Annotated in this window: 16 protein-coding genes; 3 read left to right on the forward strand and 13 right to left on the reverse strand. The window is 71.3% G+C overall.

All coding sequences use genetic code 11. The annotated features are described in order from the left end of the window. The first annotated feature begins 296 nt into the window (after window positions 1-296). Window positions 297-1,292 carry a glycosyltransferase family 2 protein gene (locus tag ACIOC1_RS11180; protein WP_355348965.1) on the forward strand — a complete coding sequence of 332 codons (996 nt, stop codon included), beginning with the start codon at window positions 297-299 and terminating at the stop codon, window positions 1,290-1,292. Next, complete coding sequence (locus ACIOC1_RS11185; RefSeq protein ID WP_355348968.1) at window positions 1,289-1,732, forward strand: GtrA family protein; 444 nt, start codon at window positions 1,289-1,291, stop codon at window positions 1,730-1,732. The genes ACIOC1_RS11180 and ACIOC1_RS11185 overlap by 4 nt, the downstream gene beginning before the upstream one ends. A gap of 42 nt (window positions 1,733-1,774) precedes the next feature. On the opposite strand, the gene obgE is transcribed toward ACIOC1_RS11185, so the two are convergent. The 6 genes from obgE to ACIOC1_RS11215 all read right to left on the reverse strand — a co-directional run bounded on the left by obgE (window position 1,775) and on the right by ACIOC1_RS11215 (window position 11,109). Then, a complete protein-coding gene (obgE, locus tag ACIOC1_RS11190; RefSeq protein WP_355348971.1) occupies window positions 1,775-3,217 on the reverse strand; it encodes a GTPase ObgE in 1,443 nt (480 codons plus the stop codon). A gap of 168 nt (window positions 3,218-3,385) precedes the next feature. Further along, on the reverse strand, window positions 3,386-3,640 hold the full coding sequence (gene rpmA / locus ACIOC1_RS11195; RefSeq protein WP_031514533.1) for a 50S ribosomal protein L27: 255 nt from the start codon (window positions 3,638-3,640) through the stop codon (window positions 3,386-3,388). Between the two features lie 14 nt (window positions 3,641-3,654). Beyond that, a complete protein-coding gene (gene rplU / locus ACIOC1_RS11200) occupies window positions 3,655-3,975 on the reverse strand; it encodes a 50S ribosomal protein L21 (protein ID WP_355348975.1) in 321 nt (106 codons plus the stop codon). Window positions 3,976-4,425: 450 nt separating this feature from the next. Further along, a complete protein-coding gene (locus ACIOC1_RS11205) occupies window positions 4,426-8,622 on the reverse strand; it encodes a ribonuclease E/G (RefSeq protein ID WP_401853405.1) in 4,197 nt (1,398 codons plus the stop codon). Window positions 8,623-8,838: 216 nt separating this feature from the next. Next, on the reverse strand, window positions 8,839-9,621 hold the full coding sequence (locus tag ACIOC1_RS11210; protein WP_355349564.1) for a TIGR03936 family radical SAM-associated protein: 783 nt from the start codon (window positions 9,619-9,621) through the stop codon (window positions 8,839-8,841). A 216-nt stretch (window positions 9,622-9,837) separates the two neighbouring features. Further along, a complete protein-coding gene (locus ACIOC1_RS11215; protein WP_401853408.1) occupies window positions 9,838-11,109 on the reverse strand; it encodes a hypothetical protein in 1,272 nt (423 codons plus the stop codon). Between the two features lie 544 nt (window positions 11,110-11,653). On the opposite strand from ACIOC1_RS11215, the gene ACIOC1_RS11220 reads away from it, so the two are divergent. Continuing rightward, window positions 11,654-15,061, forward strand: coding sequence for a CARDB domain-containing protein (locus ACIOC1_RS11220; protein WP_391047585.1), 3,408 nt, complete (start codon window positions 11,654-11,656; stop codon window positions 15,059-15,061). A gap of 100 nt (window positions 15,062-15,161) precedes the next feature. Here the strand turns inward: ACIOC1_RS11220 and ACIOC1_RS11225 are convergent, their stop codons facing one another. From ACIOC1_RS11225 to ACIOC1_RS11255, 7 genes are all read right to left on the reverse strand, one after another. Next, window positions 15,162-17,087, reverse strand: a complete 1,926-nt coding sequence (locus ACIOC1_RS11225; RefSeq protein WP_355349555.1) for a TIGR03960 family B12-binding radical SAM protein — start codon at window positions 17,085-17,087, stop codon at window positions 15,162-15,164. A 136-nt stretch (window positions 17,088-17,223) separates the two neighbouring features. Further along, window positions 17,224-18,822 carry a CHAD domain-containing protein gene (locus tag ACIOC1_RS11230; protein ID WP_401853410.1) on the reverse strand — a complete coding sequence of 533 codons (1,599 nt, stop codon included), beginning with the start codon at window positions 18,820-18,822 and terminating at the stop codon, window positions 17,224-17,226. 93 nt (window positions 18,823-18,915) lie between these two features. Beyond that, window positions 18,916-20,115 carry a rod shape-determining protein RodA gene (rodA, locus tag ACIOC1_RS11235; RefSeq protein ID WP_355349549.1) on the reverse strand — a complete coding sequence of 400 codons (1,200 nt, stop codon included), beginning with the start codon at window positions 20,113-20,115 and terminating at the stop codon, window positions 18,916-18,918. Beyond that, complete coding sequence (gene mrdA / locus ACIOC1_RS11240) at window positions 20,112-22,322, reverse strand: penicillin-binding protein 2 (protein ID WP_355349546.1); 2,211 nt, start codon at window positions 22,320-22,322, stop codon at window positions 20,112-20,114. Before mrdA ends, rodA begins: the two co-directional genes overlap by 4 nt. Beyond that, on the reverse strand, window positions 22,319-22,975 hold the full coding sequence (gene mreD / locus ACIOC1_RS11245; protein WP_391047608.1) for a rod shape-determining protein MreD: 657 nt from the start codon (window positions 22,973-22,975) through the stop codon (window positions 22,319-22,321). Before mreD ends, mrdA begins: the two co-directional genes overlap by 4 nt. A gap of 6 nt (window positions 22,976-22,981) precedes the next feature. Next, complete coding sequence (mreC, locus tag ACIOC1_RS11250; protein WP_391160352.1) at window positions 22,982-23,968, reverse strand: rod shape-determining protein MreC; 987 nt, start codon at window positions 23,966-23,968, stop codon at window positions 22,982-22,984. Between the two features lie 124 nt (window positions 23,969-24,092). Continuing rightward, window positions 24,093-25,115, reverse strand: a complete 1,023-nt coding sequence (locus tag ACIOC1_RS11255; protein ID WP_355349577.1) for a rod shape-determining protein — start codon at window positions 25,113-25,115, stop codon at window positions 24,093-24,095. Between the last annotated feature and the right edge of the window lie 164 nt (window positions 25,116-25,279).

Here is a 25,279-nt window from a genome sequence, read left to right on the forward strand (position 1 = left end):
GTGCGACGTTACACGTAATGCGGAATCAGGAATTCGGTTGCCCATCGTTGGGTGAATTCTTCATTGAGCCGCAAGGGCGCTTCGCGTAACTTTCTCCGACGCCTTGTTCGGCGCCCAAAGCAGGGCCACGGGCCGTCCTACGCTGACGCAGAGCGTGCGGGATCACGTGCGGATCCGTCCGCCGGGACCGCACTCGCCCAGCACTCACTCAGCACTCACTCAGCACTTACCCAGCGCTCGCCCTGAATCCGCACCGCATCCGCCCTGCATCCGCGTACGGCGCCGAAAGTGATCTCATGCGACTGTCGATCGTAGTTCCCTGCTACAACGAAGAAGCCGTGATCGAGCTCTTCGACGTACGCATCCGGGAGACCCTCACGGCGCTCTCCGTCGATTACGAGCTGTGCTATGTCGACGACGGCAGCTCCGACCGGACCCTGGAGCGGCTGCGGGCCCTGGCCGAGAACCGCGAGGCGAGCACCCGATACGTGTCCTTCAGCCGGAACTTCGGCAAGGAGGCGGGCATCCTGGCCGGGCTCAAGGAGACGACCGGGGACGCGGTGGTCGTGATGGACGCCGACCTCCAGCACCCGCCGGAGCTGATCGCGCGCATGCTGGAGCTGCACCGCGCCGGGCACGACCAGGTGATCGCGCGGCGCACCCGCGAGGGCGACAAGAAGCTGCGCACGGCCGCCAGTCGGCTCTACTACCGGATGATCAACAAGTGGGTGGACGTCGAACTGACCGACGGCGTCGGGGACTTCCGGCTGCTGTCGCGGCGCGCGGTCGACGCGCTGCTCGCGATGCCGGAGTACAACCGCTTCTCCAAGGGCCTTTTCTCCTGGATCGGCTTCGACACCGTCACCTTCGACTACCGCAATGCCGCGCGGGAGGCGGGCGAGACGAAGTGGCACTTCGGCGCGCTCATCAATTACGGCATGGACGGGCTGATCTCGTTCAACAACCGGCCGTTGCGGCTGGCCATCTATCTGGGAATGGCGCTCAGTGCCGTCGCGGCGGCGTATGCCGTGGTCGTCACCGTCATGGCGATGATCAAGGGGCCCGACGCGCCCGGTTATGTGACGCTGCTCGTCGCCGTCGTCGGTCTGGGCGGGCTCCAGATGCTGATGCTGGGGTTGATAGGCGAGTACATTGGGCGCATCTACTACGAGACCAAGCGACGGCCGCACTTCCTGGTCAAGGAGACGAACGCGCCGCGGGCCTTCGGGGTGGCACGGCAGGCCGGCGCCGCACCGACGAGCGCGTCGCTGCCCCGGATGGAGATCCGTTGAGCCTGGCCGGCACCCGCTCACCGCAACTGCTCCAGATCGTGCGGTTCGCCCTCGTGGGCGGGGTCAACACCGCCACCTTCTACGGCTTCTACCTGGCCCTGCACCCGTGGATGCCGTACTTCGCCGCGTACACCCTGGCGTTCGTGCTCAGCATGATCGGGTCGTTCTTCCTGAACACGTACTTCACGTACCGGACGCGGCCCACCTGGCGGAAGTTCCTGCTCTTCCCGCTGACCAACCTGACCAATTACGTGGTCACGAGCGTCGGCGTCTACGCCCTCGTGGAGTGGGCGGGCATGAACGACAAGATCGCCCCGCTGGCCGCCGCGGCAGCCGCCATCCCCTTCACCTACCTGCTGAGCCGCCGGATTCTCACCCCGCCGTCCGCGCTCGCCGAGCCCGACCCGAACCGCCCCTCCCCGGCCCACGCGGACGCCTGACCCACCCCGACCGGCCCCCTTCCCAGGGGGCCGGTCGCGCGTTTACTTGAACGGGTCGAAGCCGTGGTACTCCTCTTCGGCGTCGTCGCGCTCGGCCTGCTTGTCGCGGCGGCGGGTGACGGCGGCGCGGGGGGCGTCGAAACGGTGGTCCTCGCCGCGGCGGCCGAGCATTTCGGCGCCTGCGGCCATGCTGGGCTCCCAGTCGAAGACGACGGCGTCCTCGTCGGGGCCGATGGCGACGGCGTCGCCGGCGTTGGCGCCGGCCTTGAGGAGGGCGTCCTCGACGCCGAGGCGGTTGAGGCGGTCGGCGAGGTAGCCGACGGCCTCGTCGTTGGAGAAGTCGGTCTGGCGGACCCAGCGTTCGGGCTTCTCGCCGTGCACGCGGTACAGGCTCTCGCCGTCGTGGGTGACGGTGAACCCGGCGTCGTCGACGGCCTGCGGGCGGATGACGACGCGGGTGGACTCCTCCACCGGCTTGGCGGCCCGCGTCTCGGCGACGATCTTCGCCAGGGCGAACGACAGCTCGCGCAGCCCCTCGTGGGAGACGGCCGACACCTCGAAGACCTGGTAGCCGCGGCTCTCCAGCTCCGGCCTGATGATCTCGGCGAGGTCGCGCCCGTCGGGCACGTCGATCTTGTTGAGCACGATCAGCCGCGGCCGGTCCTCCAACCCGCCGCCGTACGCCCGCAGTTCCTCCTCGATGATGTCGAGGTCGCTGGCGGGGTCGCGGTCGGACTCCAGCGTCGCGGTGTCCAGCACGTGCACGAGCACCGAGCAGCGCTCGACGTGCCGCAGGAACTCCAGGCCGAGGCCCTTGCCCTGGCTGGCGCCGGGGATCAGACCCGGTACGTCCGCGATCGTGTAGACGGTCGAACCGGCCGTCACCACACCGAGGTTGGGCACCAGCGTGGTGAACGGGTAGTCGGCGATCTTCGGCTTGGCGGCCGACAGCACCGAGATCAGCGAGGACTTGCCCGCGCTCGGGTAGCCGACCAGCGCCACGTCCGCGACCGTCTTCAGTTCCAGGACGATGTCCCGCGCCACACCGGGCTCGCCGAGCAGCGCGAAGCCGGGCGCCTTGCGGCGGGCCGAGGCCAGCGCCGCGTTGCCGAGGCCGCCGCGACCGCCCTGGCCCGCGATGAAGGTGGTGCCCTGGCCGACGAGGTCGGCCAGCACATTGCCGTCCTTGTCCTGCACGACCGTGCCGTCGGGCACCGGCAGCACCAGGTCCGTACCCTCCTTGCCCGACCGGTTGCCGCCCTCGCCGGGCTTGCCGTTGGTCGCCTTGCGGTGCGGGCTGTGGTGGTAGTCGAGCAGCGTCGTGACGTCCTGGTCGACGACGAGGATCACGTCGCCGCCCCGGCCGCCGTTCCCGCCGTCGGGGCCGCCCAGCGGCTTGAACTTCTCCCGGTGAACGGAGGCGCAGCCGTGGCCTCCGTTACCCGCGGCGACATGCAGCTCGACGCGGTCCACGAAGGTGGTCATGGCATTCCTCCAGATACGTACGGGGTGGTGCGGATGTGCACGGGGTGGTGCGGTACGCGCGCTTTCACGCGTTCCAAGACGTAACACGCCGAGGGCGGCCCCGCTTCCCTGGTCGGGAAGCGAGGTCCGCCCTCGGAGGTGAAACTGTGTCGCTCTACGGTGCCTGGATCAGGCGGCCGGAACGATGTTCACTACACGACGCCCACGCTTGGTGCCGAACTCGACCGCACCGGCGGAGAGGGCGAACAGCGTGTCGTCCTTGCCGATGCCGACGCCGGAGCCGGGGTGGAAGTGCGTGCCGCGCTGGCGGACGATGATCTCACCGGCGTTGACGACCTGGCCGCCGAAGCGCTTGACGCCGAGCCGCTGAGCGTTGGAGTCGCGACCGTTCCGAGTGGACGATGCGCCCTTCTTGTGTGCCATCTCTCCTCAGTCCCTTACTTCGCAGCCGTGGGGATGCCGGTGATCTTCAGCGCCGTGTACTGCTGGCGGTGACCCTGGCGACGGCGGTAGCCGGTCTTGTTCTTGTAGCGCAGGATGTCGATCTTCTGGCCCTTGTGGTGGTCCACGATTTCGGCCTCGACCTTGACACCGGCCAGCACCCACGGGTCGCTGGTGACGGCGTCGCCGTCGACGACGAGCAGCGTCGAGAGCTCGATCGCGTCGCCCACCTTGCCCGTGGGAATCTTGTCAACCTCAACGATGTCGCCGACAGCCACCTTGTGCTGACGACCACCGCTACGCACAATTGCGTACACGCGGATCTCACTCTCTCGCTCTTGAAATCGGACCCCTGATGCCAGCCGTCCCGATGGTGCGCGGGGGGCCTCTCCCGGCGGACCGGGAGGGATTTGCTCAGAAGTGGGCGCACAAACGCCGAAGGTCAAGACTACGGAGGGCCTCCGGCCCGGTCAAATCCGCCCTCCCGCACCCGTGAACGGTCGCGCGCCCCGTCACGGCACCGGCAAAGTGCGCTGCCATCGCGCAAGGGCATGTTTTTAGGGGCGCGGGGAACTGCGCGGCCGGCCCCCACCGGGCTGTCAGCCCGAAGACCACCGCATCTGCCCCGCTGCTGCCGGTTCCTGGGCCGCGCCACCGCCGGTGGCCGAGCGCGCAGTTCCCCGCGCCCCCGGCGGGGCACAGCCCACCCGCAGGGTGGACGCGCGTGGCCCGCGCCCGGGGCAGGGCGCGGGCCACGCGGGGCCGGACTACTCGGAGGGCGCGGCCGACTTCTTGGCGGCAGCCTTCTTCGTGGTCGTCTTCTTGGCCGCGGCCTTCTTCGTCGCCGTCTTCTTGGCGGCAGCCTTCTTCGTGGCGGCCTTGCGCGGCGCCCGCTTCTTGGGCTCCGCGTCAGCGGCATCGGCGGCCGGCGCCTCGGCCGGGACGACCACGACGGCCGCGTCGTCGGCGCCCGACGGCGACCCGGCGGGAGCCGTCACCTTGCGCGTGGCACGACGACGGGCGCGCGCCGGGGGCTCCGTGGAGACCTCGGGCTCGGGCGCGGCCTCGACCGGGGCCGTGGGGGCCTCGGCGGGGACGACCACGACGGCGGCGTCCTCGGAGACCGCGGGAGACCCGGCGGGAGCCGTCACCTTGCGGGTGGCGCGACGACGGGCGCGGGCCGGGGGCTCCGTGGAGACCTCGGGCTCGACGGCCGGCGCCTGCTCGATGACGGGCTCGCTGACCGGGACGACCACGACGGCCGGTTCCGGCTCGTGGTCGGCCGCGGGCGGTGCGCCCGCGGGCGAGGTGGCCTTACGGGCACCTCGCCGCCGGGAGCGGCCACGGCTGCCGTGGGCAGCGGCCTCGGCCTCGGCCGCGGTGCCGAACCATTCCTCCTCGGGGTCGCCGACGGTCGGCACCAACTCGGCCTCGCCGACCTCGATCGGCTCCAGCTCGGGCAGTTCGTCGGCCGAGTCGACCGAGTCGCCCTCGTCCGACTCCAGCACGTGCTCGTTCTCGTGCTCGTGGTCGTGACCGTCGCCCGCCGCGCCGCCGTTGCCGGACTTGCCGCGCCGCTTGCGCTTGCCGCCGCCACCGCCGGTGGTGGTCGCCTGGTCCATGTGGACGATGACGCCGCGCCCGTTGCAGTGCACGCAGGTCTCGGAGAAGGACTCCAGCAGGCCCTGGCCGACCCGCTTGCGGGTCATCTGCACCAGGCCGAGCGAGGTGACCTCGGCCACCTGGTGCTTGGTCCGGTCCCGGCCCAGGCACTCCAGCAGCCGCCGCATGACCAGGTCGCGGTTGGACTCCAGGACCATGTCGATGAAGTCGATGACGACGATGCCGCCGAGGTCCCGCAGCCTGAGCTGGCGGACGATCTCCTCGGCCGCCTCCAGGTTGTTGCGGGTGACGGTCTCCTCCAGGTTGCCGCCCTGCCCGGTGAACTTGCCGGTGTTGACGTCGACCACGACCATCGCCTCGGTCTTGTCGATCACCAGCGAACCGCCGGACGGCAGCCACACCTTGCGGTCCAGCGCCTTCAGAAGCTGCTCGTCGATGCGGTACGTCGCGAAGACGTCGATCTCCGAGGTCCAGCGCGACAGCCGGTCCGCCAGGTCGGGCGCGACGTGGGTGACGTACTCGTGGATCGTGCTCCACGCCTCGTCACCGCTGACGATGACCTTCGAGAAGTCCTCGTTGAAGATGTCGCGGACGACGCGGACGGTCATGTCCGGCTCGCCGTAGAGCAGCGTCGGCGCGTTGCCGCTCTTGGCCTTCTTCTGGATGTCCTCCCACTGTGCCTGGAGGCGTTCGACGTCGCGGCGCAGCTCGTCCTCGCTGGCGCCCTCCGCGGCGGTGCGGACGATGACGCCCGCGTCCTCGGGGACGATCTTCTTGAGGATGGTCTTCAGCCGGGCCCGCTCGGTGTCGGGGAGCTTGCGGCTGATGCCGGTCATCGAGCCCTCGGGCACGTACACCAGGTAGCGGCCGGGCAGCGAGACCTGGCTGGTCAGGCGGGCGCCCTTGTGGCCGATCGGGTCCTTCGTCACCTGGACGAGGACCGGCTGGCCGGACTTGAGGGCGGACTCGATACGGCGCGGGCCGTTGCCCATGCCGAGCGCCTCGAAGTTGACCTCGCCCGCGTACAGGACGGCGTTGCGGCCCTTGCCGATGTCGACGAACGCGGCCTCCATGGACGGCAGCACGTTCTGCACCTTGCCCAGGTAGACGTTGCCGACGTAGCTGGTGGCCTGCTCCTTGTTGACGTAGTGCTCGACGAGGACGTTGTCCTCCAGCACGCCGATCTGGGTGCGCTCGCCGTTCTGCCGGACCACCATGACGCGCTCGACGGCCTCGCGGCGCGCCAGGAACTCCGCCTCGGTGATGATCGGCACGCGGCGGCGGCCCTGCTCGCGGCCCTCCCGGCGGCGCTGCTTCTTGGCCTCCAGGCGCGTGGAGCCCTTGATGGACTGCACCTCGTCGGCGCCGGTGCCGCCACCGGACTCCGACTTCTGGCGCGGCTCGCGGACCTTGACGACCGTGCGCTCCGGGTCGTCGCCGCCGTTGGCGGAGTCGTCGGCGCCGGAGTCGGAACCGCGACGGCGACGGCGCCTGCGGCGACGGCTGGTGCTGGAACCCGAGCCGTGGTCGTCGTCGTGCGCCGACTCGTCGGCGGAGTCCTCCTCGTCGTCGCCCTCGGACGACTCGTCCTCGTCGTCGGAGGACGCGGTGTCCTCGTGCTCGCTGGACTCGCCCCGGCGACGGCGGCGTCCGCCGCGGCGGCGACGGCGGGACGGGCGGTCATCGCCGTCGTGCTCGCCGTCGGCGTCCGCGTCGTTGTCCTGCTCGTCGTCCGCGTCGGTGTCGGCCTCGTCCACGTCCACGGCGGTGGCCGCCTCGGCGGTCACCGGCTCCGCGGCGGAGCCGCCACGGCGACGGCGGCGGCGGCGCGGGCCGCTGTCCCGCTCCTCGGTCTCGTCCTCGTCGGCGACGGCGGGCTCCTCCGCGACGGCGCCGGCCGCCACGGGCTCGGCCGTGGGCGCCTGGAAGACCGGCGGCTGGAAGACGGCCGTCGGCGGACGCGACGCCCTGCGGCGTCCGCGCGCCGGGCGCTCCTCGGTCCTGACCTCAAGGGTGATGGACGCGACGGGGATGCCGAACGCCTCGGCGAGGGCGGCCACCGCGTTGGCGTTCGCCTCCTCGACCGTCTGGCCGTAGCCGCGGATCTCGTACGCGTCGTCGACCTCGACGTTCCACTCGTCGCCGTCCTGGAGCGCCTTCCCGGTGTACTCGAAGCGCTCTTCCGGCGTGTCGTGCGCACTGGCGGTGACGGTGTCGCTCTCGGCCTCGGCCTCGTCCCGCGGTGCCAGCGCGCCCGGCTTCAGCCGCCGGGAGCCGTCGCCCGCGGAGAACGTCGCCGCAGGGGCTCCGGCCGTGCGCTTGCGCGACCGCCGGGCGCGCGGCTCCGGCTCGGCGGCCGGGGCGGGCGGCGCCACGGGCGCCGCGGGTGCGGGGGCCTCGGCGATCTCGCCCGCGGTGCCGTCGGCGGCGGGCGCCTCGGCGGGCGCGGCCACCTTGCGCGTGGCACGGCGGCGGGCACGCGGCGGGGCCGCGTCCCCAGCGGGGGCCTCGGCGGCGGCGGGGGCCTCGGCGGCGGGCTCGGCGGTCACCGCGGCGGGCGTACCGCCGTCAGGGGCATCGCCCGCAGCGGTCTCGTCGGCGGTGGAGGCGGCCGGGGCCGCCACCTTGCGCGTGGCGCGACGGCGGGCGCGCGGCGGGGCCGCGTCCCCAGCGGGGGCCTCGGCGGCGGGCTCGGCGGTCACCGGGGCGGGCGTACCGCCGTCAGGGGCATCGCCCGAGGCGGGCTCGTCCGCCGTCGAGGCGGCCGGGGCCGCCACCTTGCGCGTGGCCCGGCGGCGAGCGCGCGGCGGCGCGGCGGGGGCCTCGTCGGAGGCGGCGGTGTCGTCAGCGGCGGGGCCGGACGCCGCGGCGGTGTCCGTACCGCCGTCAGGGGCATCGCCCGCAGCGGTCTCGTCGGCGGTGGACGCGGCCGGGGCGGCCACCTTGCGGGTGGCGCGACGGCGGGCACGCGGCGGGGCGGCCGCCTCGGACGCGGAGGCGTCGTCGGAGGCCGGAGCCAGGCTCTCGGCGGTCTCGGAACTCATGGGGGCGGCCGTGGCACCGTCGGAGGCGGCCTCGTCACCGGCGGTCACGGCCGGAGCGGCGACCTTGCGCGTGGCGCGACGGCGGGCACGCGGCGGGGCGGCTGCCTCGGACGCGGAGGCGTCGTCGGAGGCCGGAGCCGGGGGCTGGGCCGCGGGCTCGGCGGGGGCGGAGCCGCCGGCGGCGTCGGTCGGGGGGCCCGCGGGGCGGGAGGCGGCCCGGCGGCGGCGCGGCGGCGCGGCCTCGGCGGCGGGCTCGGATGTGGGGGTGGGTTCGTTGGAGTCGGTCTGGTCGTGCATTCGGGCAATGCTCCCGTCGAGCTCCCGGGCGCCGCGTCCATGTCCGGTGCGGCGGGCCGCTTGGTCGCGGTGCCGCTGTCCGGGGGCGCGGGCGCCGCACGGGAGCTGCTGTGTCGCTCGTCGGCACCGCGTCGGCGGGTCGACGAAAGTCTCATGTGGTCTGCGGCGCCGGACCCGGGTGGCTCCCTGGTGCGTCGGCGACGCGTGACGACGTGGCTACGCGGACCCGGCAGGTACCGTCACAGCGTCGCGATCATGCGCGAGCGGGTCGGTGACCGTGCCGGACTCCTCGTCGAGCGGCCCCTGCGCCAGCCTGGTCACCGCTGCGGGGACCGGCGGCGCGAGGTCGGCCGTCGCATGGAGGCCGGACAGTACGTCGTCGGGCCGTACGGCAGGTGTCAGGTGCCGTACAACCAGCCGCAGTATCGCACAGGCGCGGTCCTGCGGCCTATCGGCACCCTGTTCGGACATGTCCGCGTCGTGCCCGGCGCCGTTGTCCGGCGTGTCGTCCACGACTTCCAGGCGCGTGACGGCGCCGCGGGTGTCGAACGTGCGGATGCCGTTCTTCGTCTTGCGCTGTACTTCCACGGTCTCCGCGGCGAGGAACGCCGCGACGGCCTGTCGTGCCTCGGCCGGGTCGACACCGTCGAGCCTGACCTGCCAGACGGACGCCTCGAGGCGTTCGGCGAGTCCCGAGGTCCGGGCCTCGACCGCCTCGATGACGTCGAGTCCCGCGGGCAGCGACTCGTCGAGCAGCAGCCGCAGCTTCTCCGGGTCGACGCTGCGCGCGAGGGCGATCTCCAGATACTCCGCCTCGCTGCCGACGCCGGTGGGTGCGGCGTTGGCGTACGACACCTTGGGGTGCGGGGTGAAGCCCGCCGAGTACGCCATCGGCACCTCGGCGCGGCGCAGGGCCCGCTCGAAGGCGCGCTGGAAGTCGCGGTGGCTGGTGAACCGGAGGCGGCCACGCTTGGTGTAGCGCAGTCGAATGCGCTGCACCGCCGGTGCGGGCGGCGGACCTTCGGGCTGTCGCTTGCCCAGTGTCGTTCAGTCCCTCGTGCGTACTCGTGTCCCGGGAGCCCGTCACCGGGCCCGCTTGTCTTTTACAAGGTTACGCCGCGTCGCGCGTTGCTGTTGACGGGTGACCCCCGCCCTGTGGACAACCCGGGGTCGACAGTCTCGGGGGAACGCCCTGAACCGGTGCCGGTCCCCCGCTCAGCGGTGGGTCGGCGGACGCCGCTTGGCGAGGTCGGGGCCGGGCTGCTTACGGTGGCGGGCCGCCGGCCGGGGCAGCGCTCGCGTGGCGTGCGCGCTTGCCACCAGCGCGTCGGCGGGATCGGGCGCCTCTGATACGTCGGCCGCGTCCGTCGCCGGTGCCGGGCCGAACGCCCCCGGCTCGTACCCGGCCCGCCGCGGCGGCAGCCGCCGCTCGGCGGCGCCGACCGGATCTCCGAAGAGCGCCCTGCGGGTCTCGGCGCGCAACTCGCGCAGCGAGCGGCGGGCGTCGGCGACCGCGTCCTTGACCGGCTGCCAGACCGCGTGCCGGTACCAGCGGCCCGCGGCCCGTACCGCGCGCAGTACGGGAGCGCCGGTCCGGCTCCAGACCCAGGCGGCGGGGACCGCGATCAGCACGCGAGCCAGCCACGCGATGCCGCGGCCGACGGCGCGCGAGACATAGCCGGTCACCCGCCAGGCGTGGCCGAGCGCCGCGCCGATCTCGCGTGCGACGGGGACGACGACGCGCCGCCACACGAAGCCGACCGGCAGCACGACAAGGGTTCTGACCAGCCAGAGCAGGCCGAGCCACGTCATCCGCAGCGTCCACGCGAGGCCGCGGCCGACGGGCGTGAGCACGTACCGCCACAGCGCCGCCAGCGGCCACACCAGCGCGTACCGCACGAAGAAGACGACGGCCGCGGCGAGTGCGAGGGCGACGGGCACCAGCAGGGAGTGCCAGAGCCAGCGGGCGGGCACGGCCAGGAGGTAGTGGCCGAGCCAGGAGGCGCCCGCGCCCAGGCCCGCGCCGAGGGTCAGCAGCGTCCAGCGGACGGCGCGGCCGACGGGCGCGAGGACGTACGCGTAGAGGGCGGTCAGGGGGACGACGAGCAGCCAGTGCGCGAGCAGTCCCGTGCCGGCGCCGAGCATCCGCAGTGTCCAGGCGGCGGCGTGGCCCAGCGGCACGAGCACGTACCGCCACAGGGTGACGAGCGGGACGACGACCAGGTAGCGGGTCAGGAAGGCGGCCGGGATCACCACCAGGGTGCGCACCGCCCAAGCGAGCGCGGCGCCGAGGACCCGCAGCGGCGGGAGCAGCAGGCGGCGCCATGTCCAGCGCAGTCCGGCCGAGGTCGCGCGCCCGGCCGTCGCGAGCGCGTCCCAGAGCAGGCGCAGCGGCAGCACGACGGCGAAGGCGACGAGACGGACCGGCATACGTATGGCGACGGTCAGGCAGCCGTCGCCGCTCCCCCGCGGGTGTTCCAGAGCCATGCGGTGAACCTACCCGCAGGGCTTGGCGGGTTGGCGTACCGCGCGGTGTCCGCAGCCGGATCGGCACCCGGCGGATACCGCCCGGAGACGTCGCGCGGCGGCGGCCGGGCGCATGACACGGCCGCATGACACGGCCGCGTGGCACGGCCGCGCACACGGGCCGGGGCGCGGCTCGACGTGCTCCGGCGAGCACTCCTGCGAGTACGGCTCCACGCACGCCTCGAAGCGCGGCTCGCGGCACCGCGCGAAAACGCTCCGCCACGGCGCGGGCCAGGGACCTTGCGCAGGTCCCGCCCCGTCAAGTCGTCGGCGGCGCGCATGTGTTGGGGATGCGCGGGTCTTGTCAACAAATCGAATGACGTGCGTAAACCGTTGACAAGCCGGTGACACGATCGCAACATGTGACTCGCAAAAAGCTGGTCAATGCTCTCTCAATTCTTCACATCTGTATGCAACTTCACGGCAGGAGCCGCCTCGCGTCCTGCGAACCCCGCGCGTCCCGCGCGTCGTCCGCGCTCTCTCGTTCCGACTGAACAGAGGACACATGAAACGGAAACAGCTCAGCCGTCGGCTGATCACCGGCCTGGTCACCGCCGGTCTGATCGCCATCGGGCTCCTGCCACTGTCCGGGGCCGCCGCCGCGGCCGACCGGCCCAACCTCGCCTCGGGGAAGGCCGCTTCGTCGAGCGGCGCGGTGGGCGGATACCCCGCCTCCGCGGTCACCGACGGCAACCAGGGCACGTACTGGGAAGGACCGAACAACACCTTCCCGCAGTGGGTGCAGATCGACCTCGGCGGCAGCGGTGCCGCCGTCGACCAGGTGGTGCTCAAGCTGCCGGCCGGCTGGGAGGCGCGCACCGAGACCATCGCGGTGCAGGGCAGCACCGACGGCGCCGCCTTCAGCACGCTGTCCGCCGCGCAGGGCCGCACCTTCAACCCGGCTTCCGCCAACACCGTGACGGTCGACTTCAGCGCCGCGACGGTCCGCTACGTACGGCTGAACATCACCGCCAACACCGCGTGGCCGGCCGCGCAGATATCCGAGCTGGAGATCCACGGCACGACGGTCACCGACCCCGGCGGCCCCGGCCCCGGCGATCCCGGCCCCGGTGACGGCACGGGCAAGGACCTGGCGCGCGGCAAGCCGATCGAGGCGTCCTCGACGGCCCAGTCCTTCGTCGCGTCCAACGCCAACGACGGCCAGGTCGGCAGCTACTGGGAGTCCAACGGCTTCCCGTCGACGCTGACGGTCAAGCTCGGCTCCGACGCCGACATCACCTCCGTCGTCGTCAAGCTCAACCCCGACGCCGCGTGGGGTCCGCGCACGCAGAACATCCAGGTGCTCGGGCGCGGCCAGAGCGCGACCGGCTTCACCTCGCTGAAGGCCAGGGCCGACTACGCCTTCAGCCCGTCGAGCAACCAGAACACCGTGACCATCCCGGTCACCGGCCGGGCCGCCGACCTCCAGCTCGGGTTCTTCTCCAACTCCGGCGCCCCGGGCGGCCAGGTCGCCGAGGTGCAGGTCATCGGCGTACCCGCGCCCAACCCCGACCTGACCGTCACCGCGCTGTCGTGGACCCCGACCGCCCCGGTCGAGACCGACACCGTGAACGTCAGCGCCACCGTGAAGAACATCGGCAGCGCCGCGTCGCCCGCGACCACCGTCAATGTCAGCGTCGGCGGTGTCGTCGCGGGCAGCGCCCCGGTGGCCGCCCTCGCCGCCGGTGCGTCCGCCACCGTCCAGGTCGCCGTCGGCAAGCGGGCGGTGGGCAGCTACACCGTCTCGGCCGTGGTCGACCCCAATGGCACCGTCATCGAGCAGAGCAAGGACAACAACAGCCTCGCCTCACCGACGAAGCTGGTCGTCGCGCAGGCGCCGGGCCCCGACCTCGAAGTGCTCGGCATCACCTCCAACCCGGCCAGCCCCGCGGTCGGCGCGGCCGTCTCCTTCACCGTCTCGGTGCACAACCGCGGCACCACCTCGACGGGCGTCGCCACCGTCACCCGCCTCACCGTGGGCGGCACCACGCTCGACACCAGCACCCCGGCGATCGCCGCGGGCGCGACCGTCACCGTGAACGTCACCGGCACCTGGACCGCGACCAGCGGCGGCGCCACCCTCGTCGCGACCGCGGACGCCACCAACGTCGTCGCCGAGACCAACGAGACCAACAACACCTTCTCCCGCTCGATCGTGGTCGGGCGCGGCGCCGCCGTCCCGTACACCGAGTACGAGGCCGAGGCCGCCACCTACCAGGGCACGCTCCTGGAGACCGACCCGCTGCGCACCTTCGGCCACACCAACTTCGCGACCGAGTCCTCGGGCCGCAAGTCGGTACGGCTGAACACCACCGGTCAGTTCGTGGAGTTCACCTCCACCAACCCGACCAACTCGATCGTGGTGCGCAACTCGATCCCCGACGCCGCGAACGGCGGCGGCATCGAGGCCACGATCAGCCTCTACATCAACAACACGTTCAACCGGAAGATCACCCTGTCCTCGAAGCACAGTTGGCTGTACGGCAACACCGACGGCCCCGAGGCGCTGACCAACTCGCCGCAGGCGGACGCCCGTCGGCTGTTCGACGAGTCCAACGCGCTGCTGTCGACGACGTATCCGGTGGGCACCAAATTCCGCCTCCAGCGGGACGCGACCGACACGGCGTCGTTCTACGTCATCGACCTGATCGACCTGGAGCAGGTGGCGCCGCCGAAGGCCAAGCCCGCCGAGTGCACGTCGATCACCGAGTACGGCGCGATCCCGGACGACGGGATCGAGGACACCGCCGCGATCCAGCGGGCCGTGACCGCCAACCAGAACGGCCTCATCAACTGCGTGTGGATCCCGGCGGGCCAGTGGCGCCAGGAGAAGAAGATCCTCACCGAGGACCCGCTGCACCGCGGCCAGTACAACCAGGTCGGCATCAGCAACGTCACGATCCGCGGCGCGGGCATGTGGTACTCGCAGCTCTACTCGCTGATCCAGCCGCAGGACGCCGTGGGCAGCATCAACCACCCGCACGAGGGCAACTTCGGCTTCGACATCGACAACAACACGCAGATCTCCGACATCGCGATCTTCGGCTCCGGCCGGATCCGCGGCGGTGACGGCAACGCCGAGGGCGGCGTGGGCCTCAACGGCCGGTTCGGCAAGAACACCAAGATCAGCAACGTGTGGATCGAGCACGCCAACGTCGGTGTCTGGGTCGGCCGCGACTACGACAACATCCCCGCCCTGTGGGGACCGGCGGACGGCCTCGAATTCAGCGGGATGCGCATCCGCGACACCTACGCCGACGGCATCAACTTCACCAACGGCACCCGTAATTCGAAGGTCTTCAACTCCTCCTTCCGCACCACGGGCGACGACTCGCTCGCGGTCTGGGCCAACAAGTACGTCAAGGACCAGTCCGTCGACATCGCGCACGACAACCACTTCGTGAACAACACCATCCAGTTGCCCTGGCGCGCCAACGGCCTGGCGATCTACGGCGGTTACGGCAACACCATCGAGAACAACCTCGTCTACGACACGATGAACTACCCGGCGATCATGCTGGCCACCGACCACGACCCGCTGCCGTTCTCCGGCCAGACGCTGATCGCCAACAACGGCATCCAGCGCGGCGGCGGCGTCTTCTGGGGCGAGGCGCAGAAGTTCGGGGCCATCACCCTGTTCGCCTCCACCAGTGACATCACCGGCGTCACCATCCGGGACACCGACATCGCCGACTCCACCTACGACGGGATCCAGTTCAAGAACGGCGGCGGCGCCATGCCGGGCGTCACCATCAGCAACGTCACCATCGACAAGTCCAACAACGGCGCCGGGATCCGCGCCCAGGGCGGCGCGCGGGGCAGCGCCAATCTGTCCCACGTCACCATCACCAACTCCGCCAACGGCAGCGTCCTCATCGAGCCCGGATCGCAGTACGTGATCAACGGCTCGTAACCGAAGGCTCTCGCCCCCCGAGAAAAAACCCGTGGCCCCGCACGCGTCCTGCGTGCGGGGCCACGGGCCGTGTCGCGCTACCTCGCGGCGGCGCCGACCGTCACTTCACGACCGACAGCGGCAGCAGCTTCTGCCCCGTCGGGCCGACCTGGATGTGGGTGTCCATCTGCGGGCAGACACCGCAGTCGAAGCACGGCGTCCAGCGGCAGTCGTCGACCTCGGTCTCGTCCAGGGCGTCCTGCCAGTCCTCCCACAGCCAGTCCTTGTCGAGACCGGAGTCCAGGTGGTCCCAGGGCAGGACCTCCTCGGCGGTGCGCTCGCGGGTGGTGTACCAGGACAGGTCGACGCCGAAGGCGGGCAGCTCGGCCTCGGCGGCGCGCAGCCAGCGGTCGTAGCTGAAGTGCTCGCGCCAGCCGTCGAACCGGCCGCCGTCCTCGTAGACGGCCCGGATGACGGCCGACACCCGGCGGTCGCCGCGGGAGAGCAGGCCCTCGATGATGCCGGGCTTGCCGTCGTGGTAGCGGAAGCCGATGTTGCGGCCGTACTTCTTGTCGCCGCGGATCGCGTCGCGCAGCTTCTCCAGCCGGGCGTCGGTCTCCTCCACGCCGAGCTGCGGGGCCCACTGGAAGGGGGTGTGCGGCTTGGGCACGAACCCGCCGATGGAGACCGTGCAGCGGATGTCGTTCTGCCCGGTGACCTCGCGGCCCTTGGCGATGACCTTCTTCGCCATGTCGGCGATCTGGAGGACGTCCTCGTCGGTCTCGGTGGGCAGCCCGCACATGAAGTAGAGCTTCACCTGCCGCCAGCCGTTGCCGTACGCGGTGGCCACGGTACGGATCAGGTCCTCTTCCGAGACCATCTTGTTGATGACCTTGCGGATCCGCTCGGAGCCGCCCTCGGGGGCGAAGGTCAGACCGGAGCGGCGGCCGTTGCGGGTCAGCTCGTTGGCCAGGTCGATGTTGAAGGCGTCGACGCGGGTGGACGGCAGGGACAGGCCGATCTTGTCGTCCTCGTACCGGTCGGCGAGGCCCTTGGCGACCTCGGCGATCTCGGTGTGGTCGGCGGAGGACAGCGAGAGCAGGCCGACCTCCTCGAAGCCGGTGGCCTTCAGGCCCTTCTCGACCATCTCGCCGATCCCGGTGATGGACCGCTCGCGCACCGGGCGGGTGATCATGCCCGCCTGGCAGAAGCGGCAGCCGCGGGTGCAGCCGCGGAAGATCTCCACCGACATCCGCTCGTGCACGGTCTCGGCCAGCGGCACCAGCGGCTGCTTGGGGTACGGCCACTCGTCGAGGTCCATCACGGTGTGCTTGGACACCCGCCACGGCACGCCGCTGCGGTTGGGCACGACGCGGGAGATCCGGCCGTCGGCCAGATACTCCACGTCGTAGAAGCGCGGCACGTACACCCCGCCGGTCCTCGCCAGCCGCAGCAGCACCTCGTCCCGGCCGCCGGGGCGGCCCTCGGCCTTCCACGCGCGGATGACCTCGGTCATCTCCAGGACGGCCTGCTCGCCGTCCCCGATGACGGCCGCGTCGATGAAGTCGGCGATCGGCTCGGGGTTGAACGCGGCGTGGCCGCCCGCCAGCACGATCGGGTCGTCCAGCGTGCGGTCGGCGGCGAGCAGCGGGATGCCCGACAGGTCGAGCGCGGTGAGCATGTTGGTGTAGCCCAGCTCCGTGGAGAAGCTGAGGCCGAACACGTCGAAGGCGCGGACCGGGCGGTGCGCGTCGACCGTGAACTGCGGCACATCGTGCTCGCGCATCAGCGCTTCGAGGTCGGGCCACACGCTGTACGTACGCTCGGCCAGGACGCCCTCGCGCTCGTTGAGCACCTCGTAGAGGATCATGACGCCCTGGTTGGGCAGGCCCACCTCGTACGCGTCCGGGTACATCAACACCCAGCGGACGTCGGTGCTGTCCCACTCCTTGACGGTGGAGTTCAGCTCGCCGCCGACGTACTGGATCGGCTTCTGGACGTGCGGGAGAAGTGCTTCCAAGCGCGGGAAGACCGACTCGACAGGCATCTCGGCGACTCTCATCAGACGGCTGGGACTCCCCCGGCCGGCGGCGTGGGGGCTGGGTGACCCTCAAGGGTACCCGTGTCTCGCGGCGGCCCGGTCCCGCTCATCCGTCACGGCCCCACCGCGCCCGGGCCCCGGCTCAGATGTCGCGGTCCGCCGACCGCCAGACATCCGGCAGTTCCGCCTCCACGGCCGCCGCTCTGGCCCGCTCGGCCGCGATCAGCGCCGTGTACGCCTCGGTGGGCTCCCCCGCCGCCCGTGCCTCCCGCGCGGTACGGCCGAGCGCCGCCCGGCACATCACGCTGTCCTGGTGCTCGCCGAGGAGCTGCTGGACGGACTTCATCCGGCCGGTGTGGGCGGCGGCCCGCTTGCCGAGCACCGGCTGCGCGGCCTCGCCGCAGTAGCGGGCGCGCTTGGCGGATTTGCGGGCCTCGTGCAGCGCGATGTCGCGGTCGTCGCCTGGCGGCAGCGCGAGCGCGGCCTGGATCTGCCGCCGCAGCCGCAGGTGGTCGCGGCCCACGGCGGCGGTGGCGGCCTCGTGGGCGGGCGCGGCGGCCGACACCAGGAACGGCGGCAGCACGAGCAGCGCCTCCAGGCGGTCGAGCAGCGCGAAGTAGCGGGCCCCGTTCAGCACCCGGACCAGGGCCGCGTGGGAGCGCGCGTGGCTGTCGGCGGCCAGGCCCCGCAGCCGGTCGCGTACGGCCGCGGTGACCAGCGCGGGGTCGGCCTCGGCGAGCAGCCCGTCCACACGGTCCGCGAGGACCTCGCGGTCGCGCTCGGTGCCGAGGACGGCGGCCAGCCACTTCAGCTCCGCGCCGAGCGGGTCGGTGGCACCGCGGTCCAGTTCCCTGCGGAAGCTCTTGAGGGCGCTGCGGGCCCTGCGGGTGGCGACCCGCATCCGGTGCACGGCATCCTCCTGGTCGCGCCGCACCAGCGGGTCGAGCGCGAGGATCGCGGTGAGCTGTTCGCGCAGGTACCCGGTGGCGACCTCGCCCGCGGTGGCGGGGGTGCCGGGCGGCGCGGGCGGTTCGGCGAGCCGGTCGCCGAGCGCGCGGGCCAGTTTGGAGCGGGAGGCCGAGCGGCGCAGTCCCGCCGCCGTCAGCCGCTCCTCGACGGCGTCCAGCAGGGCGGGCGGGCCGCGCATCAGCTCGACCTCGGTCTCGGTCCAGCTCGGGCCGTCCGCCCCCGCGTCGGCACCGGTCTCGTCGGCACCGGTCTCGTACGCACCGGTCTCGTCGGCACCCGCCTCGTAAGCACCCGCCTCGTACGCGCCCGCCGCGTACACGTACGCCGTGACCTCGTCGTGGGCGATCTCGGCGAGCGCGCCGCCCTCCGCGTCCAGCAGCAGGGTCCGGTGCCGGGTGGTGCGCAGCCGGACCACCGGGTTCAGCGGGCGGCCCCTGAGCAGCGCGGCGACCTCGGTGCGCAGCTCCTCGGGCGGGGCGTCGTCGGCGGCGCCCAGCGGGACACGGACCTCGGTGCGGGTGTCGGGCTCGCCGGTGGGCAGTTTCAGGTGCCAGCCCGCGTCCTCGCCCCCGGTACGGCGGCGGAGCGTGGTGCGGTGGGCGGCCAGCGCGAGGCCGGCGGTGTCGTAGTAGACGGCGTCGAGGAGGACGGGGTCCAGGCGCCGGATTCCGGCGACGGACGGCAGTCCTTCGAGGTCGGGAGGCGTCAGGGAACGGCCGGGGCCGTCACCGGCCTCGTACTTGCGTTCGGTCTCGCGCACTCGCTGACCCATGCTCGACGGTAACCGGGCACCCCGCCCGCGAGCAATGGCGCGGCCGGCCGGGACGGGATCCGCGGACCCCTTCCGACCGGCCGGGCCCGCGCGTCACGCCGACATCGGCCGCTGCATCCGTACGGACTGCAACAGACCTATGGCCACACAGTTGGCGAACATCGATGATCCGCCGTACGACACAAAGGGCAAGGGGATACCCGCGACCGGCATGATGCCCAGCGTCATGCCGATGTTCTCGAAGGACTGGAAGGCGAACCAGGCGACGATTCCGGCGGCGACGATCGTGCCGTACAGGTCGGTGGCATTGCGGGCGATGGCGCAGGCCCGCCACAGGATGAGGCCGATCAGCGCGATGATCAGGGCGGCGCCGAGGAAGCCCAGTTCCTCGCCCGCGACCGAGAAGACGAAGTCCGTCTGCTGCTCGGGCACGAACTGCCCGGTGGTCTGGCTGCCGTGGAACAGGCCCTTGCCGAGCAGGCCGCCGGAGCCGATGGCGATCCGCGCCTGGCTGGTGTTGTAGCCGACGCCCGCCGGGTCCAGGGCGGGGTTGGCGAAGGCCGCGAAGCGGTCGATCTGGTACTTGTCCAGGATGCCGAGCTGCCAGACGGCGAGGGCGCCGCCGATCCCGGCGGCGATCAGGCCGAACACCCAGCGGTTGGACGCGCCGGAGGAGAGCAGCACCCCGAGCACGATCGCCGCCATCACCATCACCGAGCCGAGGTCCGGCATCATCATGATGATCAGGATCGGCAGCGCGGCCAGGCCCAGCGACTGGAGCACGGTCCGGTGGTCCGGATGCTCGCGGTCGCCCGCGTCCACCCGCGCGGACAGCACCATCGCCATGCCGAGGATGATCGCGACCTTCACGAATTCCGACGGCTGGAGCGAGAAGCCGCCGCCGATCACGATCCACGAGTGCGCGCCGTTGACGGTCGAGCCGAGCGGGCTGAGCACCGCGAGGATGCCGAGGATCGCCAGCACGTAGTAGAACGGCACGATGCCGCGCATCCTGCGGTGCCCTATGACGACGACACCGATCGCGAGACCCGCGCCGATCCCGGCGTTCATCAGGTGCCGCATCAGGAAGTAGTACTGGTCGCCATGGGTGAGATTGGTGCGGTTGCGGGTCGCGGAGTACACCAGCATCGTGCCGATGGCGGTCAGCGCGAGGGACGCGAAGAGCAGCACCCAGTCCATCCGGCGCGCTATCGAGTCGCGGGCGAAGAGCTTGCCCAGCGTGGACCGCTCGGGGGTGAAGCGGCGGATCGAGTAGCTGTTGGTGGCACTCATGACCAGGATTTCCTGCCCTGCAGCAGCTTCTCGGTGCGGGTCGGGGTGAGGGCCGCGAGCACCGGGCCCGGGTCGCCCGGCGTGCCGTGCTGCGACGGCGTCAAGGTGGTGTCGGAGGCGGGCACGACGACGCCGTCACCGGAGATCTTCGGCAGCGCGGCGACCGGCTTGGGCATGATTCCCTTGCTCGCGTCGATCTTCGGGCCGTCCTTCTCGATGCCGTACATCGCCTCGTAGATCCGGCGGACCGCGGTGCCCGAGGCGCCGGAGCCGGTACCGGCCTGCGAGATCGTCATCACGATCGTGTAGTCCTTGGTGTACGTGGTCAGCCACGAGGTCGTCTGCTTGCCGGAGACCTCGGCGGTACCGGTCTTGGCGTGCAGCGTGATCTTGTCCTGCGGCCAGCCGGCGAACTTCCAGTTGGCGGTACCGTCCGTGACGACGCCCGCGGTGGCCTTGTTGATGTACTTCAGCGTCGACTTGGAGTCGGGCAGCTTGCCCGCCACCTTCGGCTTGATCGGCGTGACGGTCTTGCCGTCCGCGCTGACCACGGCCTTCCCTATGGTCGGCTGGTACAGCGTGCCGCCGTTGGCGAGCGCCGCGTAGATCCGGGCCATCTGGATCGGCGTGACGAGCGTGTCGCCCTGGCCGATCGCGTAGTTGACGGAGTCACCGGCGCGCAGCACGTAACCGTCGGTGCAGTTCTCCCGCGCGATGGCGGTGGCCAGGTCGTTCTTCTTACTGGTCTTCTTGAGCTTGCACCAGTAGTCCTTCATCGCGTCGTAGTAGCTCTGCTTCCACTGACGGTCGGGGACGCGGCCGGTGACCTCGCCCGGCAGGTCGATGCCGGTCTTGGCGCCGAGGCCGAACTGGTGGGCGGTCTTGTAGAACCAGTCCTTGGGGTGCTTGGGGTCGGTGCCGCCGTCCTTCTGCCACTGGTCGTACGCGATGCCGTAGAACACGGTGTCGCAGGAGACCTCCAGGGCGCGGCCGAGCGAGATGTCGCCGAAGCTCTCGTTCTCGAAGTTCTTGAAGACCTGGTTGCCGATGGTCATCGACGAGGTGCAGGGGTAGCCGCCGTTGATGTCGTAACCGGCGTTGACGGCCGCCGAGGTGGACACCACCTTGAAGGTGGAGCCGGGCGCCGACTGGCCCTGCGTGGCGCGGTTGAGCAGCGGGTAGTTGGACTCGGTCTCGTTGAGCGCCTTGTAGTCCTTGGCGGAGATCCCGCCGACCCACTCGTTGGGGTCGTAGGTGGGGGCGCTGGCCATGGCGATGACCTGGCCGGTGTTGTTGTCCAGGACGACGGCCGCGCCGGAGTCGGCCTTGTAGTTCTGGTGGGTGATGCTGTCGTACGTCTTGCGCGCGTCGGCCATGGCCTGCGCGAGTTCCTTCTCGGTGAGCGCCTGGACCTTGGAGTCGATGCTGGTCACCAGGTTCGCGCCGGGCTGCGCCGGGGTGTCGCCCGCCTTGCCGATCACCCGGCCGAGGTTGTCGACCTCGTAGCGGGTCACGCCCGCCTTGCCGCGCAACTGGGCGTCGTAGACGCTCTCCAGGCCGGAGCGGCCGATCTGGTCGGAGCGCTGGAGCGGCGCCTCGGTCTTCTCCGAGGCGGTCAGCTCCGCGTCGGTGACCGGCGACAGATAGCCGAGTACCTGCGCGGTGTTCGCCTTGGAAGGACTGGGGTAGCGGCGTACGGCGGTGGGCTCGGCGGTGACGCCGGGGAAGTCCTCGCGCCGCTCCATGATCTGGAGCGCCTGCTGGGTGGTGGCCTCGTCGGTGATCGGGATCGGCTGGTACGGCGACCCGTTCCAGCACGGCTTGGGCGTCTTCGCGTCGCACAGCCGCACCTTGTCGGTGACTTCCTTGGGGGTCAGCCCGAGGACACCGGCGAGCCGGGTCAGTACGGCCAGGCCGTCGTCGCGCTGCTTGAGCAGGTCGGTACGGGAGGCGGAGACCACCAGGCGCGTCTGGTTGTCGGCGAGCGGCACACCGCGGTCGTCGAGGATCGAGCCGCGGACGGCCGGGGTGACGACCTGCTGGATGTGGTTGTTCGCGGCCTTCTGGTCGTACTCCTGGCCGTTGCGGATCTGGAGATACCACAGGCGTCCGCCGAGGGTGAGCAGCAGGGACACCACGAGGATCTGGAGGATCACCAGGCGGATCGTGACCCGGGAGGTGCGCCCGGTCTCCGGGATGTTGCTCACCTTCTGGCCCCCCTGGGCATCGAGGCCATCGTCTTGGCCCGGCCGAACAGGCCGCGCTGCGGGCTGATCCCGGAACCGGTCCTGGTACGGGTGGGCCGGGTGCGCAGCGCGCTGCCGCCGAAGCCGCCGGTCGGGTCCTCGGTGAGCGGATCGTGGTCGAAGCGTCTGGCCAGGGCCATCACGAGCGGCACCACGAAGGGCGCGAGCAGCAGGTCGTAGACGGTCGCGGTGAACACCAGCTTGGGCAGGCCCACGTGGGCGCCCGCGGTGTCGCCGACGAGGCTGCCGACGCCCGCGTACAGCAGCGTGGTGCCGACGGCCGCGCCGATCACGACGAGCATGGGTCCGGCGGCCGTGCGCAGTTGGCCGCTCTCGGGCTTGGCGAGTCCCGCCAGGTAGCCGATGACGCACAGCACGAGCGCGTAGCGGCCGACCGCGTGGTCGGCCGGTGGCGCGAGGTCGGCGAGCAGTCCCGCGCCGAAGCCGACCAGGCAGCCGCCGACGTGGCCGTAGGCGATGGCCAAGCCGAGCACGGTCAGCAGCAGCAGGTCGGGGACCGCGCCGGGCAGGTGCAGCCGGGCCAGCACGCTGACCTGGGCGACCATGGCGATCACCACGAGGACGGTGGAGAGCACGATCCGGTTGAGGCGCACGGTGTCTCAGCCCCTCTTGCCGTTGCTTGTCGTATTTTCCGTGGTGCCGGCCGTGGTGCCGGGGGTGGCGCCGCCGGTCGGGGTCGAGCCGGGCTTGGGCGTGGATGTGGGCTTCGGCTTGGGCGACGGGGTCGGCTTCGGCGGCAGCACGCTGTCGCGCGGGTCGGCACGCGGGCCCTGGACGACGACACCGACGATGTCCAGCCGGGTGAAGCCGACGAACGGCTGCACCTGGACGGTCTTGGTGAGGTTGCCGCCCGAGGGGTCGACGCCGACGACCTTGCCGACCGGCACGCCCGGCACGAACGGCTTGCCCGCCTCGGAGCCGAAGGTGACCAGCCGGTCGCCGTTGTGCACCGTGGCCTTGCCGTTGAGGAGCTGCACGCGCATCGGCTGGTTGCCCTGGCCGGTGGCGAAGCCCAGCTCCATGGAGCCCTCCATGCGGGTGCCCACGGTGAAGTCCGGGTCGTTGGCGAGCAGCACCGTGGAGGTGGAGGGGCCGACGGTGGTGACCCGGCCGACCAGGCCGTCACCGTCGATGACCGTCATGTCGCGGGTGACGCCGTCCTTGCTGCCCGCGTCGATGGTGACCGTCCAGGAGAATCCCTGCGCGGCTCCTATCGCGATGACCTGCGCGCCCTTGATGGCGTACTGCCCGGCGCCCGCGGTCTTCAGCAGCTTGTCCAGCTCCGCCGCCCGGTTACGGGTGACGTCCTTGCTGCCGAGCTGCTGCTTGAGCGCCTCGTTCTCGCGTTGCAGGCGGCTGATGGTGCTGTTGCGTCCGCCGGAGTCGCGGACCGCGTCTATGGCGTTGCCCACCGGGTCGACAACGCCTGACACGGAGTTCTCGACGGGGCCGAAGACGGACTGCGCCGCCTGCCGTGGCCGGTCGAGCGGTGAGTCCTCACCGCCCCTGATGTCCACGGTGATCAGCGCGAACGCGATCACCACCAGCAGCACCAGCAGAAGCCGGCTCTCTCGTGTGTCCCTCACGGGCGCCAGTCCGTGCCTTCCTCATCGGACCTGCCGCCGCTGTGCACCGCGGCCGGTCAGAGCTTGTGGGGCGGGTTCCCGCCGTCGCTGCGGGCGACCGGTGAGCCCGTGTGCTGCCCGTGCCTCATCTGCGTGGCGAGGAGTCGAGCACCTGCTGGAGTGCCTCGAATTCCTCGACGCACTTGCCCGCGCCCAGCGCCACGCAGTCCAGCGGCGACTCGGCGATGTGAATGGGCATTCCCGTCTCGTGCCGCAGCCGCTCGTCCAGGCCGCGCAGCAGCGCGCCGCCGCCGGCCAGCACGATCCCGCGGTCCATGATGTCGCCGGACAGCTCGGGCGGGCACTTGTCCAGGGTGGTCTTCACCGCGTCGACGATCGCGTTGACCGGCTCCTCGATGGCCTTGCGCACCTCGGCCGCGGAGATCACCACGGTCTTGGGCAGGCCGCTGACCAGGTCACGGCCGCGGATCTCGGTGTGCTCGTCGTCGTCCTTGGAGGCGAAGGCGGAGCCGATGGTGAGCTTGATCTGCTCCGCGGTCCGCTCACCGAGCAGGAGGCTGTACTCCTTCTTGATGTGCTGGATGATCGCGTTGTCCAGCTCGTCACCCGCGACGCGGATGGACTGGGCGGTGACGATGCCGCCGAGGCTGATCACCGCGACCTCGGTGGTGCCGCCGCCGATGTCCACCACCATGTTGCCGGTGGCCTCGTGCACCGGGAGCCCGGCGCCGATCGCCGCCGCCATCGGCTCCTCGATGATGTGCACGGTACGGGCGCCGGCCTGCGTGGTCGCCTCGATGACGGCGCGTCGCTCGACTCCGGTGATGCCGGAGGGCACGCAGACGACCACCCGCGGGCGGGCCAGGTACCGCCGCTTGTGGATCTTGAGGATGAAGTAGCGCAGCATGCGCTCGGTGATCTCGAAGTCGGCGATGACGCCGTCCTTCAGGGGGCGCACCGCGACGATGTTGCCGGGGGTGCGGCCGATCATCTTCTTGGCCTCGGAACCGACCGCGAGGATGCCGCCGGTGTTGGTGTTGACGGCCACGACCGACGGCTCGTTCAGGACGATCCCGCGGCCCCTGACGTACACCAGCGTGTTGGCCGTCCCAAGGTCGACTGCCATGTCACGGCCGATGAACGACATGTTGTTCGCCATGTGGATACGTCTGGCCTTCCCGAGCTTGAGCGGAGATTCCATCGTAGTCGCGCCCGGCGGGGCACGGGGTCGGGGTTCCGACGTCATTGTCATCAGAACACACAGCGGACCTCTGTAATGGTGACGCCGTGTCGGGGTGTTTGGTTCCCGAT

This window comes from Streptomyces sp. NPDC088197 (genome assembly GCF_044741185.1).
GTDB lineage: Bacteria > Actinomycetota > Actinomycetes > Streptomycetales > Streptomycetaceae > Actinacidiphila.